Origin of the sequence: Streptomyces lavendofoliae (assembly GCF_014649735.1) — a bacterium.
Taxonomy (GTDB): domain Bacteria; phylum Actinomycetota; class Actinomycetes; order Streptomycetales; family Streptomycetaceae; genus Streptomyces; species Streptomyces lavendofoliae.
Window position 1 is genome coordinate 195,262 of the sequence record NZ_BMTP01000008.1, and the last position, 14,371, is coordinate 209,632.

At 71.3% G+C, this 14,371-nt stretch carries 15 protein-coding genes and 1 riboswitch; of the genes, 2 read left to right on the top strand and 13 right to left on the bottom strand.

The window, feature by feature from the left end:
* Positions 1-51 precede the first annotated feature (51 nt).
* The gene (locus tag IE109_RS17280; RefSeq protein WP_189551775.1) at positions 52-714 is read left to right on the top strand and encodes an N-acetylmuramoyl-L-alanine amidase; all 663 of its coding nucleotides are present in this window, start codon (positions 52-54) and stop codon (positions 712-714) included.
* Here IE109_RS17280 and IE109_RS17285 read toward each other — a convergent pair.
* From IE109_RS17285 to IE109_RS17295, 3 genes are all read right to left on the bottom strand, one after another.
* Entirely contained in the window at positions 707-1,876 is a 1,170-nt protein-coding gene (locus IE109_RS17285; RefSeq protein ID WP_189551776.1) for a cysteine desulfurase family protein, read from the bottom strand. The two genes, IE109_RS17280 and IE109_RS17285, sit on opposite strands and share 8 nt — an antisense overlap.
* Before the next feature lie 117 nt (positions 1,877-1,993).
* On the bottom strand, positions 1,994-2,320 hold the full coding sequence (locus IE109_RS17290; RefSeq protein WP_229891156.1) for a DUF4190 domain-containing protein: 327 nt from the start codon (positions 2,318-2,320) through the stop codon (positions 1,994-1,996).
* A gap of 10 nt (positions 2,321-2,330) precedes the next feature.
* Entirely contained in the window at positions 2,331-2,477 is a 147-nt protein-coding gene (locus tag IE109_RS17295; protein WP_189551777.1) for a hypothetical protein, read from the bottom strand.
* Positions 2,478-2,587: 110 nt separating this feature from the next.
* Between IE109_RS17295 and IE109_RS17300 the strand changes: the two genes are divergently transcribed.
* Entirely contained in the window at positions 2,588-3,205 is a 618-nt protein-coding gene (locus IE109_RS17300; protein ID WP_189551778.1) for a TetR family transcriptional regulator, read from the top strand.
* Positions 3,206-3,252: 47 nt separating this feature from the next.
* On the opposite strand, the gene IE109_RS17305 is transcribed toward IE109_RS17300, so the two are convergent.
* From IE109_RS17305 to IE109_RS17350, 10 genes are all read right to left on the bottom strand, one after another.
* The gene (locus IE109_RS17305; RefSeq protein ID WP_189551779.1) at positions 3,253-4,071 is read right to left on the bottom strand and encodes a thioesterase family protein; all 819 of its coding nucleotides are present in this window, start codon (positions 4,069-4,071) and stop codon (positions 3,253-3,255) included.
* A 26-nt stretch (positions 4,072-4,097) separates the two neighbouring features.
* On the bottom strand, positions 4,098-4,778 hold the full coding sequence (locus IE109_RS17310) for a trimeric intracellular cation channel family protein (RefSeq protein WP_189551780.1): 681 nt from the start codon (positions 4,776-4,778) through the stop codon (positions 4,098-4,100).
* A gap of 268 nt (positions 4,779-5,046) precedes the next feature.
* Entirely contained in the window at positions 5,047-6,291 is a 1,245-nt protein-coding gene (locus tag IE109_RS17315) for an ABC transporter ATP-binding protein (protein ID WP_229891158.1), read from the bottom strand.
* Complete coding sequence (locus IE109_RS17320; RefSeq protein WP_189551781.1) at positions 6,288-7,379, bottom strand: ABC transporter ATP-binding protein; 1,092 nt, start codon at positions 7,377-7,379, stop codon at positions 6,288-6,290. The genes IE109_RS17315 and IE109_RS17320 overlap by 4 nt, the downstream gene beginning before the upstream one ends.
* Positions 7,376-8,383 (bottom strand): ABC transporter permease, encoded by a 1,008-nt coding sequence (locus IE109_RS17325; RefSeq protein WP_189551782.1) that lies wholly within the window; start codon positions 8,381-8,383, stop codon positions 7,376-7,378. Before IE109_RS17325 ends, IE109_RS17320 begins: the two co-directional genes overlap by 4 nt.
* Positions 8,384-8,467: 84 nt before the next feature.
* Positions 8,468-10,219, bottom strand: a complete 1,752-nt coding sequence (locus IE109_RS17330) for an ABC transporter substrate-binding protein (protein WP_189551783.1) — start codon at positions 10,217-10,219, stop codon at positions 8,468-8,470.
* Positions 10,220-10,304: 85 nt separating this feature from the next.
* Complete coding sequence (locus tag IE109_RS17335) at positions 10,305-11,303, bottom strand: ABC transporter permease (RefSeq protein ID WP_189551784.1); 999 nt, start codon at positions 11,301-11,303, stop codon at positions 10,305-10,307.
* Between the two features lie 362 nt (positions 11,304-11,665).
* Entirely contained in the window at positions 11,666-12,445 is a 780-nt protein-coding gene (locus tag IE109_RS17340; RefSeq protein ID WP_189551785.1) for an enhanced serine sensitivity protein SseB C-terminal domain-containing protein, read from the bottom strand.
* Positions 12,446-12,481: 36 nt separating this feature from the next.
* Entirely contained in the window at positions 12,482-13,222 is a 741-nt protein-coding gene (locus IE109_RS17345; protein ID WP_189551786.1) for an enhanced serine sensitivity protein SseB, read from the bottom strand.
* A 120-nt stretch (positions 13,223-13,342) separates the two neighbouring features.
* Positions 13,343-14,008 (bottom strand): AAA family ATPase, encoded by a 666-nt coding sequence (locus tag IE109_RS17350; protein ID WP_189551787.1) that lies wholly within the window; start codon positions 14,006-14,008, stop codon positions 13,343-13,345.
* A 173-nt stretch (positions 14,009-14,181) separates the two neighbouring features.
* Positions 14,182-14,273, top strand: a riboswitch (glycine riboswitch).
* Positions 14,274-14,371: the final 98 nt, after the last annotated feature.

The window sequence follows — 14,371 nt, forward strand, 5'->3', positions numbered from 1 at the left end:
AGGGTACGGGCCCCGGGAACCATGGTCGCGTGCGTGTGCGTTCACGCTCACATGGGAGAGAAGAAGCCGGGCGCGGTGGGCCGTCGCGCCGTGCTGATCGGCGGTGGGGCGGCCGTCGTGGGCGCGGCGGTGCTGGCACGTGACGAGCTGCGGCGGGCCTGGTACCGGGTGCCGGGGGTGGAGAAGGACCGGGTGGAGGGGGAGCTGGACCACGCGGGCGCGGAGTGGACGGCGGCGTCGCGGGCGAACTGGCGGCGGGCGGACCGGCCGGACGACTTCGCCATCGACCGGGTCGTGATCCATGTCGTCCAGGGCAGCTTTCCGACCGCCCTGAAGGTGTTCAAGGACCCGGGGCACGGCGCGGCGGCCCATTACGTGGTCCGCAAGGACGGGCACGTCGCGCAGATGATCCGCGAGCTGGACGTGGCCTTCCACGCGGGCGACCGGGACATGAACGAGCGCAGCGTCGGCATCGAGCACGAGGGGTTCGTGGACCGGCCCCAGGACTTCACCGCGGCGATGTACGCGTCGTCGGCGCGCCTCACCGCGGGGATATGCGCGCGGTACGGGATACCGGTGGACCGGGAGCACATCATCGGCCACGTGGAGGTGCGGGGCACCGACCACACCGATCCCGGTCCGCACTGGGACTGGGACCGGTACCTGAAGCTCGTGCGGGAGGCCGCCGGGGCGCCGCGCACGGCGGCTAGCTGAGGCCGGCCGTCCGGGCGCGGTCCACGGCCGGGCCGATGGCCTTGGCGACCGCCTCGACGTCGGCGCGGGTGGAGGTGTGGCCGAGCGTGAAGCGCAGGGTGCCGCGCGCGAGGTCCGGGTCGGTGCCGGTGGCCAACAGGACGTGGCTGGGCTGGGCGACGCCCGCGGTGCAGGCGGAGCCCGTGGAGCACTCGATGCCCTGGGCGTCCAGGAGCAGCAGCAGGGAGTCGCCCTCGCAGCCGGGGAAGGAGAAGTGGGCGTTGGCGGGCAGGCGGCCGTCCGGCGCCGGGTCGCCGCCGAGGACCGCGTCCGGGACGGCCGTCCGGACGGCCTCGACCAGTTCGTCGCGCAGGGCGCCGATCTCGCGGGCGTAGGACTCGCGGCGCTCGGCCGCCAGCCGCCCCGCGACCGCGAAGGCGGCGACGGCCGGGACGTCGAGGGTGCCGGAGCGGACGTGCCGCTCCTGGCCGCCGCCGTGCAGCACCGGGACGGGGCTGTACTCGCGGCCGAGGAGCAGCGCCCCGATGCCGTAGGGGCCGCCGATCTTGTGGCTGGAGACCGTCATGGCGGCGAGGCCCGAGTCGGCGAAGCCCACCGGGACCTGGCCGAACGCCTGGACGGCGTCGGAGTGCAGCGGGACGTCGAACTCGCGGGCGGCGGCGGCCAGTTCCCGTACCGGCATGACGGTGCCGATCTCGTTGTTGGCCCACATCACGGTGGCGAGGGCGACGCTCTCCGGGTCGCGCGCGATGGCCTCGCGGAGCGCCTCGGGGTGCACGCGCCCGTGTCCGTCGACGGGCAGGTACTCGACGGTGGCGCCCTCGTGCTCGCCGAGCCAGTGCACGGCGTCGAGCACGGCGTGGTGCTCGACCGGGGAGGTCAGCACCCGTACGCGGCGCGGGTCGGCGTCCCGGCGGGCCCAGTACAAACCCTTGACGGCGAGGTTGTCCGCCTCCGTGCCGCCGGAGGTGAGGACGACTTCGCTGGGGCGGGCCCCGAGGGCGTCGGCGAGGGCCTCGCGGGCCTCCTCGACGGTACGGCGGGCCCGGCGGCCGGCGGCGTGCAGCGAGGACGCGTTGCCCGTCACGGCGAGCTGGGCGGTCATCGCCTCGATCGCCTCCGGCAGCATCGGAGTGGTCGCGGCGTGGTCGAGGTAAGCCATGGTGCGACGATTCTACGAGCCACCCGGCGGCGCGCGTTCAGCGCCGTACCGGCCTTCCGGGGCCGGGGCCCCGCCGGGCGCCCCGCCGGCCGCCGCGCCGCGTCACGTCCGGTCGCGTCAGGCGATGCTCCAGGACACGGTGCCGTCCAGGGTGACCAGCGTGGCGAGCACCACGAGGTCGGCGACGCCGAGGCCGAGGCCGAGCAGCGCCCGCCCCCTGCGCGCGGTGCCGCGGCGGAGGGCGAGGACGGCGAGGCCGATGGCGACGGGCCCCAGCAGGATGTTCATCACCAGCAGGCCCACCAGGCCCAGGACGAACGCGGCGACGGCCATCCCGTCGGCGTCGCGGACGCGGTCACGGACGCGGCCGCGCGCGCGGGTGCTGCCGGACGCGCCGGACGGGCTGCCGGGGGTGGTGCGGGTTCCGTGTGCGGCGAGTGACATGGCGGCCTCCTCAGCGGTGCTGTCGTTCGCGGACGGCGAAGACCAGGAGCCAGACGCCGATGACGGATGCGGCGACGAGAGTGACCGGGACGGGCACGTGGGCCACGGTCCCGAGGACGACACCCAGCATCAGCAGGGCGGCGACGATGAAGAACATCGGTGGACCTCCCTCGAAGGGGTTGAAAGATGAACACTTGTTCACTGACTACCCAGTCCAGCGAGACATATCTCTGGATCGTCCCGGAGAACGCTTGTTTACTGAATGGCATGAGTCACCTCTCCGGGATCCGGCAGGCCCAGAAGCAGAAGACCCGGCAGGCGCTCCTGGACGCCGCCCTCGGCCTGCTGGAGGAGCAGAGCCTGAGCAGCCTCGGCCTGCGCGAGGTGACCCGCGCCGCCGGTGTCGCCCCGGCGGCCTTCTACCGGCACTTCCGCGACACCGCGGACCTCGGCGTCGTCCTTGTCGACGAGGCCCTGGACAGCCTGCACGGCATGATCCGTACGACCCTGGCGACCACCGGCGACAGCGACGAACGGATCGCCGCCACCGTCGAGTTGATCGCCGGTCTCGTACGCGGGTACCCCGCGCACGTCCGGTTCATCGCCCGGGAACGACACGGGGGCGTGGCGACCGTGCGCGAGGCGATCGCCCGTCAACTCGGGCTCTTCGTCCGGGAGGTGGCCGACGAGCTGGCCAGGCACCCCGAGAGCGAGGGGTGGGACCAGGACGACCTGCTGATGCTCGCCGGACTGTACGTCGACCACATGGTGATGACGGCCTCGGAGTTCCTGGTCACGCCCGAGACCGACCGGGACCGGGTGGCGCGGACGGCCCGGCGCCGGCTGCGCCTGGTCGGCCTGGGGCGCCGCCACTGGCTGGACTGACGTCACCCGCCGGACACGTCCCCGCGCGCCCTCCGAAAGGACGGGCCCTAGCCCCGCGGGGCGCGCGCCAGCTGGCGGGACTGGGCGACGAGCCGGTCGGCGCTGTCCCAGACCTCGGCATCCTCCTCCAGGAAGCCGCCCGCGAGGTTGCGGGTGGTGATGGAGACCCGCAGCGGGCCCGGGGCGGGGCGGCACCGTATGTGGGTGGTCAGCTCGACGGTCGGCGTCCAGCCGGTGAGGCCGAGCTCGAACGAGGTCGGGGGCAGGGCGTCGACGGTGAGGAGCAGCGAGAGCGGGTCGGGGTCGCGGCCGTCGGCCAGGCCGAACCAGGCACGCATCTCGCCCTTGCCGGACGGGGCCCCGACGGCCCAGCCCAGGGTGGTGGGGTCGAGCTTGATGTCCAGGCGCTCGGTGATGGCCGAGGAGCCGGGGATGGGCGCCGGTCCGTCGGACGGGCCGAGGCAGTGCTCGCGCGGCGGGATGGCGGGCGGCTTTGCCGTCGTGCGTACGTCGTCCGGCAGGGCGTCCAGGTCGCCGTACGAGGCGAGGACCCGGATGCGCTCGACCTCGGTGCCGTCCTCCGCGTACTGGAAGAGGGACGCCTGGCCGGTGGAGAGGGTGCGGCCGGTGCGGACCGTCTCCGTCCGCACGACCGCGGGGCCCGGCACGGACGGCGTCAGGTAGTGCGCCGAGATCGTGAACGGGTGGGGGTGCGGCAGTGCGTCGCCCAGTGCGCGGCCGAGCAGCGCGAGGAGGTAGCCGCCATTGACGGCCTGGATGATCGTCCAGCCGGCGGAGAGCTCGGCGTCGTAGACGCCGGGCTCGCGAAGGGTCACCGCGGTGTCGCGGTCGAACTCGCTGTCCATGCCCGGCACAGTACAACAGGCAATTACTAAGCGGTAGCTTTCTCGGGGAGCCGCTCCTCCCTGGCCGTCGAGCGCCGGTTCCAGGCCCGGGGGGCGCGCCAGTGGAAGCGCATCGCCAGCAGCCGCAGCAGGAACGTGGTCACGGCGGCGAGCGCGCTGGTGAAGGGGTTCAGCATCTCGAAGCGGATGCAGAGCGCGACCATGGTGGCGCCCACGATGGCCGGAACCGCGTACAGGTCGCGGTCCCAGCGGAGCAGGGACGGCACCTCGTTGGCCAGGACGTCGCGCAGGACGCCGCCGCCGACGCCGGTGGCCAGGCCCAGCACGGCGGAGAACGTGAGCCCCAGGCCGTGTTCGTACGCCTTGGTCGTGCCCGCGACGCAGAAGAGCCCGAGCCCGGCGGCGTCGAACACGTTCACGGCGGCCTGGGTCCGCTCGACGACCGGGTGCAGGAAGAAGACGAGCACGGTGGCCACGAGCGGCATGACGAAGTACCCGAGGTCGGTGAACGCGGCGGGCGGTACGGCGCCGATGACCAGGTCCCGGAACAGCCCTCCGCCCAGGGCGGTGACCTCGGCGAGGACGGCGATGCCGAAGACGTCGAAGTTCTTGCGTACGGCGAGGAGGGCGCCGGAGATGGCGAACACGAAGATGCCGGCGAGGTCCAGCGCGTGTTGCACGGAGGGGGTGAAGAATTCCTGGAGCACCGCCCAATTGTGCCGGTTCCCCCCGGGGGCTCCGCCCCGCCGGACGGTCGCCCCCGCGCGCCGGCCCGGCGGCCGGTCCCGGGGTGCGGCGCGGGTGCCGGGGGAAGGCACCCCCCGCGCGCCCCGAACGGGGGCCGCGCAGTGGGGGGTGTTCGGTGCGCAGGGCGACTGAGCCCGCGAAGGAGAGCCCATGTGACACCCCGCACGGAGCGGCGCCCCACGGTGCCGTGCCCGGACGGGGCGGCCCCGAGGGGCCACCCCGGCACGGTCAGAGCTTCTCCGGGTCCTCGCCCGCCGCCGGGTCGTCACCCGTGGACGGCGCCACAGCCCGGCCCTTGTCCTCCGCGGACGGCGCCGCAGCAGGGGCCGCGGGCTCCACGGACGCGGCCGCCACCGGGGCCGCGGGCTCCGGCGCCGGGGACTTCGCGGCCGGGGACTTCGCGGCCGGGACGATCTCGATCGCCTCGCCCGCCGAGGCCAGCGCGGTGTCGCCCGGCACCTGGTCCGGGGCGTTCTCCGGGTGGTGACACGCCACCCGGCGGCCCGGGGCCAGCTCCAGCAGCGGGGGTTCCTGCGTCGTGCAGACCTGCGTCGCCTTCCAGCACCGTGTGTGGAACCGGCACCCGCTGGGCGGGGCGATCGGCGACGGCACGTCGCCTTTCAGCAGGATCCGCTCGCTCCTGGCGCCCCGCCGCCTCGGGTCCGGTACCGGAACCGCCGACATCAGCGCCTTGGTGTACGGGTGCATCGGCGCCTCGTACAACGAGGTGCGGTCCGCCAGCTCCACGATCTTGCCCAGGTACATCACCGCGATCCGGTCCGACACGTGCCGGATGACCGACAGGTCGTGCGCGATGATCACGTACGTCAGGCCCAGCTCTTCCTGGAGGTCGTCCAGCAGGTTCACCACCTGCGCCTGGATCGACACGTCCAGCGCCGAGACCGGCTCGTCCGCGACGACGAGCCGCGGCTTGAGGGCCAGCGCACGGGCGATGCCGACGCGCTGGCGCTGGCCGCCCGAGAACTCGTGCGGGTAGCGGTTGTAGTGCTCGGGGCTCAGGCCCACCCGCTCCAGGAGGCCCTGGACCTCCTTCTTCACCCCGCCCTCGGGCTCGACGCCCTGGAGCCGGAACGGCGCGGAGACGATCGAGCCGATGGTGTGCCGCGGGTTCAGCGAACCGTACGGGTCCTGGAAGATCATCTGGATGTCGCGCCGCAGGGGCCGCATCCCGCCGGTGCTCAGGTGCGTGATGTCGGTGCCGTCGAACTCGACCTTCCCGCCGCTGGGCTCCAGCAGCCGGGTGATCAGCCGGCCCATCGTCGACTTGCCGCAGCCGGACTCGCCGACCACGCCGAGGGTCTCCCCTCGGTTCACCTCGAAGTCGATGCCGTCGACCGCCTTGACGGCGCCGACCTGCCGCTGGAGCAGGCCCTTCTTGATGGGGAAGTGTTTGACCAGGCCCTCGACCTTGAGCAGGGGGCCGGAGTCGGTACGCGTCGGTTCGTTGGTCACAGCTTCGGCGCAATCTCTTCGGTCCAGATCCGCGTGCGCTCCGCCTGGTCCATGTGGCAGGCCGAGAAGTGGCCGGAGCCCACCTCACGCAGTTCCGGACGCTCGGTGCGGGTGATCCCGTCCTTGGGCACGTCCGCGTACGGGCAGCGCGGGTTGAAGGCGCAGCCGCTCGGGACGTTGATGAGGGACGGCGGCTGGCCCTTGACCGGGATGAGCCGGTCGGTCTGCTCGCGGTCGATGCGGGGCATCGAGCCGAGGAGGCCCCAGGTGTAGGGGTGCTGCGGCTCGTAGAAGATCTTCTCGACCGGTCCGCGCTCCACGCACCGGCCGCCGTACATCACCAGGATGTCGTCGGCGATCTCGGCCACCACGCCGAGGTCGTGCGTGATGATGACGACCGCCGAGCCGAACTCCTTCTGGAGGTCGCGGATGAGGTCGAGGATCTGCGCCTGGACGGTGACGTCCAGCGCGGTCGTCGGCTCGTCGGCGATCAGCAGCTCGGGGTTGTTGACCAGCGCCATGGCGATCATCGCGCGCTGGCGCATACCGCCGGAGAACTCGTGCGGGTAGGCGTCGACGCGCTTGCCGGGCTCGGGGATGCCGACCCGGTCCAGCAGCTCGATGGCGCGGGCGCGGGCGGCCTTCTTGGTCACGTTGTTGTGGATGCGGTACGCCTCCACGATCTGGTTGCCGATCGTGTAGTACGGGTGCATCGCGGACAGCGGGTCCTGGAAGATCATCGCCATGTCGCGGCCCCGCAGCCGCCGCACCTCGTCGGGGTCGGCGCTCACCAGCTCCTTGCCGTCGAGCCAGATCTCGCCGCTCATCCGTACGTTCTTGCCGCGCGCCCCGAGCCGGTGCAGGCCCATGATGGCGAGCGAGGTGACGGACTTGCCGGAGCCGGACTCGCCGACGACGCCGAGGGTCTTGCCCTTCTCCAGCTGGAAGGAGAGCCCGTCGACGGACTTCACCAGGCCGTCGTCGGTCGGGAAGTGCACCTTCAGGTCGCGTACGTCGAGGAAGGCACGCGGCTCGGAGGAACCGGGGCGGTCCTCCACCACGGCACCGGTCTTGGACAGTTCGGTCATGACACCCTCACGCGCGGGTCGACGACGGCGTACAGAAGGTCAACCACGAGGTTGAGGAAGACGACGAAGAACGCCGCGAGGAGGGTGACGCCGAGGATCGGCGGCAGGTCGTTGGCGACGATCGACTGCACCGCGTACTCGCCGATGCCGTGCAGCGAGTACACCGACTCGGTGATGACGGCGCCGCCGAGCAGCAGGCCGATGTCCATGCCGAAGACGGTGACGATCGGGGTGAGCGCGGCCCGCAGACCGTGCTTGGCGACGACCCGGCGCTCCCGCATGCCCTTGGCGCGGGCGGTCCGGATGAAGTCCTCGCTCATCGCCTCCAGCATCCCCGACCGGGTGAGACGGGCGTAGATCGCCGCGTACAGCAGGGCGAGCGAGCACCACGGCAGGAAGAGGGTGTTGGCCCACTGCGAGGGGTTCTCGGTGAACGGGACGTACGTCCGCCCGAAGATCTCCAGCTCGTAGCTGAAGAGCAGGAGGAAGAGCTGGGCGGTGAAGAAGATGGGCAGCGAGACGCCGGCCAGCGCGCCGCCCATGGCGGCCCGGTCGAAGAGCGAACCGGGCTTGAGGGCGGAGATGACACCGACGACGATGCCGGAGACCAGCCACAGCACGGCCGCGCCGACGGCGAGGGAGATGGTGACCGGCAGACGGTCGACCAGCTCGGGCCAGACCTCCAGGTTGGTCTTGAAGGAGTAGCCGAAGCAGGGCATGTCGCACCGGACGGTGCTGGGGCCCCGCTCGTAGGTGGCGCCGGAGACGATTCCCCTGATGAAGTCCCAGTACTGGACGTATACCGGTTCGTCGAGGCCAAGGTTCCGCTTGACCGCTTCGATGTCGGCGGGCGTGGGGTTCTTGCCGATGTACTGCTGGGCCAGCTGATCGACCGTCTGGCCGGCCAGCTTCGGCAGGATGAAGAAGATGCCGAAGGTGACCGCCGTGACGACCAGCAGCAGGATCACTGCCGCGATCAGCCGGCGGATGATGTACGAGATCACGGGGACCGGCGCCGATGCCCGCGGGCCGCGTCGCGCTGAACGCGGAGGCCCGCGGGCACCAATGCCTTCACCTGCCTTCCGGGGCTACTTCTTCGTGGTACCGATGTTGAGGTAGTCGTACTGACCGCTCCAGGCCGCCGAGGTGGTCATGTTGGTGCCGTGCGGCGAGCGGTAGTTCAGGACCTTGAAGTACGACAGCGGGACGATGGCCGCCTGCTCCATGACCTTCTTGTCGACCTGGACGTACGCCGCCTTGCGGGCGCTCTCGTCCGTGTTGGCGATGGCGTCGTCCAGCAGCTTGTTGATCGCCGGGTCGTTCAGCTCCGACAGGTTGGTGTTGCCGGACTGGCCGATGGCCTTGCCGTGGACGACCTGCTGGAGGAAGCCGTAGCCGGTCGGCCAGTCGGCACCCCACTGCATCATCATCAGACCGATGTTCTCCTTCTTGGTGAAGGACGGGACACCGGCGTAGTCGGAGAAGTACTTCGACGACGGGTACTGCTTGATCTTGGCGTCGATGCCGACCTTCTTCAGCGACGCGACGACGGCGGTGGCGGCGTCGACCTCGGTCTGGCGGTCGCTGCGCGCGGAGATGAAGGTGGAGATCTTCTCCTGGCCGCAGGCCTTCAGGTGTTGCTTGGCCTTGGCGGCGTCGCCCTTGTTGCCCTCGGTCGGGTACAGGTCGAACTTCTCGTGGCCGGGGAGGTCGTTCGGCATCACCGTGCTGGCGATGTCACCGCGGATCGGGCCGCCCATCGAGGTCTGCACGGAGACCTTGTCGATGGCGTACTGCACGGCCTTGCGGCACTCGACGTTGTCGAACGGCTTCACCTTGGTGTTGATCGCCGTGTAGACGAGCCGGCCACCGTAGGTGTTGTCCGTGTTGGCCTTCAGGTCTTCCTTGGACAGGATCTGCGCCTGCGTCTGGGCGTCGACGCCGCCGCCCTTGAGGTCGGCGACGATGTCGCCGGACATCAGGTCCTTGTCGATGGTGGCCTGGCTGACCTTGAGGTTCAGGACGATCTTGTCCGGGTACTGCTTACGCAGCGGGTCGGTCTTGGCGTCCCAGTGCTCGTTGCGGACGAGCACGACCTGCTGGCCGTCCTTGTACGTCTCGAACTTGTACGAACCCGAGGACAGGATGGACTTGGTGTAGTCCGCGCCCTTGTCCTTCGCCTTCGGCACCGGGGCGGTCTGCGGGGCGCTGACCAGGTAGTCGAAGTCCGCGAACGGCTTGTTCAGCTTGAAGACGATGGTGTGGTCGTCCGGGGTCTGGATGGAGTCCAGGCCCTTGTCGCTCTTGTCCTTGTACGGACCCTTGTACTTGGCCGGGTCGGCGAGGAGCTGCTGGAAGTAGTTCGGGCCGTTGGACAGCACGTCACGCGCGAAGTTGGAGCGCTCGACGGCGTACTTGACGTCCTTGGCCGTGACCGGCGTGCCGTCGGAGTACTTGACGCCCTTGCGGATCTTGTACGTCCAGGTCTTGCCCCCGTCGCTGGGGACACCCATGCTCTCGGCGAGGTCGGCGACGAGCTCGTTGCCCTTCTCGCCGGGACCCGGCTTGAAGGTCGTCAGCGGGCGCGCGTACAGACGGCTGAAGTTGTAGATGAACGAGTAGTACGTGTTGCCCGGGTCGAACGACTCGGGGGCGTCGGCCATCGCGTAGGTGACCGTGCCGCCCTTCTTGTCCGAGGCGTTGACGACACCGGTCGTCGCGGCGTTCGCCTTGGCACTGCCCTTGGCACCCGAGTCGCCGTCGTCCGCCTTGCTGCAGCCCGCGAGGAGCAGGCTGGCACTGCTGACGACCGCGATTGCGGCCACTGCTGACCTTCGCATTTTCGTCGAACTCCCCTTTGTTTTCGGAAACTTGTCGGTACGGTCCTGGCCCGGTACCGCGGCCGCCGGGATGACGTGGCAGACGTCAGCGGCTGCGCGGGTCGAGGGCGTCCCGAAGGCCATCACCGAGCAGGTTGAAGGCCAGTACGGTGATGAAGATCGCGAGGCCGGGGACGAGCATGAACTGCGGGTCGACCTGGAAGAAGTTGACCGCCTCCCTCAGCATGCCGCCCCACGATGCCTGCGGTGGCTGGATTCCGACGCCGAGGAAGCTGAGTGACGCCTCGAAGATGATGTTGGTCGGAATGAGCAGTGTCGCGTAGACGGTGATCGGCCCCACGAGGTTCGGCAGCAGCTCGCGGAAGAGGATGTACGGGCCCCGGGCCCCCATCCCGCGCGAGGCGTCGATGAACTCCCGCTCCCGCAGGGCCAGGGTCTGGCCGCGCACGATACGGGCCATGTAGGGCCAGTTGAAGAACCCGATCACGAAGATCAGTACGCCGATGTGCAGGGGCAGGCCCTCCAGGCCGAAGGCACCGCCCTGCAGCGTCGCCGAGATGGCGATGGCGAACAGCAGCAGCGGGAAGGCCAGGAACGTGTCCATCAGCCGGCTGACGACGGTGTCCACACGGCCGCCGTAGTACCCGGCGATCAAACCGAGGACCACGCCGATGACGTTGGACAGGATCGTCGCGCCGAAGGCGACGACCAGCGAGACCCAGGAGCCCTCCAGGATGCGGGCGAGGATGTCGCGGCCGAACTTCGGGTCGACGCCCAGCGGGTGGTCCCAGCTCATCCCGCCGAATCCGCCCTTGGGGAGCGAGGTGTTGGGATCGACCAGGTCCTGCTGGAAGGCGTTCGGGTCCAGGCCCAGCAGCGACTGGAGCGGCCGGGACAGCAGGGCGGTCAGGATGAGCAGAACGACGATCACTCCGCCGGTCACGGCCAGCTTGTCCCGCTTGAAGCGGGTCCAGGCGATCTGCCCGAGTGAACGACCTTCGATCTCCTTGGACTTGACGCCTTCAAGTACGGCCTCAGGCGCCGCCTCGGCCTGTGATCCGGTGGTCTCAATGGGTGCGGTCATCGTCCCTCGTGCTCGCCGTGCCGACGGTCGCCGACAGTGCTCGACGGACCGCCCGGGTCTGCGGCACGGTCCGTTCCAGGAGAGCGCGAACGCGCTGCACGCATGTGCGACGCCCCCTGGTTGGGGGGAGTCTTCAATGGGTTCACGATCACCCGCCAGACCTCACGGGGAATGTTTGCGCAACCGTGATGCGGGTCGGCGGCTTCCGTTATCCGGACGAGGTGATCGTCTCAGCGGACCAACTCGGCCGCTATTCCACCGAAACGGACAGCCTGGCCACGCCCTCGGGCAGGCACCCGGCGGACGCACCGGGTGACGGCGCCGCATGGGCCGCGCCGGGCGGGGGCGCCGAACGCGGGGCGTCAGGCGCGGGGCGGGTAGCCGTAGCCGGCGCCGGGCACGACGGGGGCGGTGGCGTGCGCCTCGCGGTCGTAGAACGGGCGGGCGTTGGCCCGCAGCCACATCGTCACCGGGTCGTACTCGTCGGACATCGCGACCGTGGAGACGGGCAGGCCGTCGGGGACGGCGGCGATGGACTGCTGCATCATCGCGCGCACCGCGTCGACGGACGCCTGGCCGGTGTCGTACAGGTCCAGGCCGATCGCGAGGTACGGGGTGCCGAGCGCCGGCTGGACCCAGGCGCGGCGCAGGGAGCGGACGGCGGGGGTGCGGTGGGCGTTCTGCGTGAGCAGGGCGTAGAACTGCGGGATCTGGATGCCGGGCTCGGACAGCCTCAGGGGGCCGGCGGGCATCCGGTCGAGACCGGTGGCGATGCGGCGCAGGTCGGGCCACGGGATGCCGACGCCGCCGCCGGGGGCGTGCGGGTTGAGCCAGATGCCCCAGCGGTCGGGGTAGAGGGCGCGGGCGATGTCCCGGCCGGCGATGACCTCGTGGGCGCGGTTCCAGCCGGAGACGGCGAGTTCCTGGGCGGAGGTGACGCACGGGGCGTACCCGAGGCCGTCGACCTCCATGTTCCCGTACTGGGCGTCGGGCGAGCCGGCCTGGCCGTGCCAGAGCAGCATCCACAGCCGGCTGTCGGCGAGGGCGTGCAGGAGTTGCTCGTAGGCGTCGTAGCGCCCGGGGGTCACCTGGCTCAGCATGTGCTCGACCTGCCCGGCCGCCGCGGTGCCTGACGCGCTCACCCTGGGTCCCGCCCCTCTTCCGTCCACCCGACCAGCTTATGCGTGCCCGCGCCGGTAGAAGGGCCGTACCTTCTCCAGCATCCAGTCGCCCACCGGGTCCTGCGCGATGTCGAGCAGGACGATGTTGACGGGCCAGGGCACCTGGACCCGGCCCAGGGCCCGGCCGAGGGCGTCCATCGGTACGTTACGGTCGGCGCCCTCCCAGGAGGAGAGCTGTACGCCGATGAACAGGGTCGGGCTGTCGCCCTCGATGCTGGCCAGGCAGCGGCGGGCGGTCAGGACCGTGCCGGCCGCGTCGAACTCGGCGGCGGCGGCCGACAGGAGCTCGACCGGGTCGTCCTGCCAGTCCGGTTCGAACAGCCGCACGCGGGCGCCGCTCGCCGGCCCGTCGAGCGGGGTGCGGCCGGTCCGGCACAGCTCGGCGACGGCGGGCGGCGGCAGAGGGGCTCCGACGGCACCGCCCGGGTTCACGGCGATGCCGAGCTGGGGCGGCAGACCGCGCGCGAACTCGACCGCCGGGGCGACGGCGTACGCCATGTGGGCGCCGACGCACTGGGCGAACTGCGCCGCGGAGCTGAAGACCGGCACGTACGCCTGACCGTCGATCTCCAGGGTCGGCAGGTCCAGGTGGGGGCTGTCGGGGGAGCCGCCGCCCGGCAGCGGCACCCAGAGGTGGCTGCGGCCCAGCACCTCGACGATCCGCCCTCCGGCCGCGGGACTGCCCAGCGAGGCGGCGAGCACCTCTTCCAGCTCATTGCCCGGCCATGCAGTGTCCACTGGTGCTCCTGGTCCTTCCCCGCGTGTGCCCGTCGCTGCCCGCAGCACCCTAACGCGGGGCACCCGTGCGGCGGATCGGCGGAGCGCGCTCCGGGCCGGCCCCGGGCCGGTCGAGCGCGGTCAGTCGAACGCGATCCGGTTCAGCGCCGACGCCGCGGGCCGGTCCATCAGCACGGCGGACGCGCACCCGCGCGGCACGACGCCCCGCTCCGCGTCCCGCACCAGCCGGCCCACCGCCCTGCGGTGCCGCCGGAAGGCGTACCCGGACACGCCGCGGCCCCGCTCGCGCTGGCCCTCCCGCGCGGTGCCGGGCGGCACGTCCAGCAGGAGCAGGTGCAGGGCCCGGCCCCGCCGGGCGGCCTCCCTGGCCAGCCAGCGCCGCACCCAGGCCTGGGTACCGCAGTCGTGGACGACGACGCTCCGCCCCGAGCGCAGCGCCCGCCGCAGCCCCGCGTAGTGCGCGATCCGCACGAGGGGGCGGTAGACCGCGTACGGCAGCGGCCCGGGCACGACGTGCTCCCACCGCTCGCGGGCGTCCTGCGAGTCGATGCCGCGGTCCTGGGCCGTCCGGGCGATCAGCGTGGACTTTCCGCTGCCCGGCAGCCCCGAGACGACCACCAGGTCACCGTCGGCGAAGGCCAGCGTCCGGGGCACCCGGCCGTCCCGGTCCCGCAGGTCGCGCACGACCGGCAGCGCGTCGGCCGCCGCCCGGCCCCGCGCCGGCAGGCCCGGCTGGGCGGGCACGCCCGCGGTCGTCGCGTACGCCCCGCTCCGCTGCAACGTCATCGCTACTCCCCCTGCTAGGGCCCTGTCGGGTCCCAGGGTCGGCTGACCCGACCCTTGCCCAAGAAGTGTAAAGAACGGGTAATAAGCCACAAGCGATTTGCCGAGGAGATGCCTCGTGCAATGATGTGCGCGCCGACGCACACCGTCGCGCCCACAACCGCATACCGGCCGCTTGAATCCGCGCGGGAGAGTCCCGGGTCCGCCCGGGCGCCGAAGGAGCAAGTTCCTCCCTTGAATCTCTCAGGCCCCGTACCGCGTGGATGAGGCAGATCTGAAAAGCGGGCCGCCGTGGCGGCTCCACCCAAGGTGCAAGCCGAAGGCCGTCCCCGCGCGGTCACGGTGAACCTCTCAGGTTCCGATGAC

Excerpts from the sequence above, each read along its gene's own strand:
- IE109_RS17350 (WP_189551787.1), bottom strand. The coding sequence starts at position 14,008 with ATGACGTTGCAGCGGAGCGGGGCGTACGCGACGACCGCGGGCGTGCCC.
- IE109_RS17280 (WP_189551775.1), top strand. The coding sequence starts at position 52 with ATGGGAGAGAAGAAGCCGGGCGCGGTGGGCCGTCGCGCCGTGCTGATC.
- IE109_RS17285 (WP_189551776.1), bottom strand. The coding sequence starts at position 1,876 with ATGGCTTACCTCGACCACGCCGCGACCACTCCGATGCTGCCGGAGGCG.
- IE109_RS17320 (WP_189551781.1), bottom strand. The coding sequence starts at position 7,379 with ATGACCGAACTGTCCAAGACCGGTGCCGTGGTGGAGGACCGCCCCGGT.
- IE109_RS17300 (WP_189551778.1), top strand. The coding sequence starts at position 2,588 with ATGAGTCACCTCTCCGGGATCCGGCAGGCCCAGAAGCAGAAGACCCGG.
- IE109_RS17305 (WP_189551779.1), bottom strand. The coding sequence starts at position 4,071 with ATGGACAGCGAGTTCGACCGCGACACCGCGGTGACCCTTCGCGAGCCC.
- IE109_RS17295 (WP_189551777.1), bottom strand. The coding sequence starts at position 2,477 with ATGTTCTTCATCGTCGCCGCCCTGCTGATGCTGGGTGTCGTCCTCGGG.
- IE109_RS17330 (WP_189551783.1), bottom strand. The coding sequence starts at position 10,219 with ATGCGAAGGTCAGCAGTGGCCGCAATCGCGGTCGTCAGCAGTGCCAGC.
- IE109_RS17335 (WP_189551784.1), bottom strand. The coding sequence starts at position 11,303 with ATGACCGCACCCATTGAGACCACCGGATCACAGGCCGAGGCGGCGCCT.
- IE109_RS17290 (WP_229891156.1), bottom strand. The coding sequence starts at position 2,320 with ATGTCACTCGCCGCACACGGAACCCGCACCACCCCCGGCAGCCCGTCC.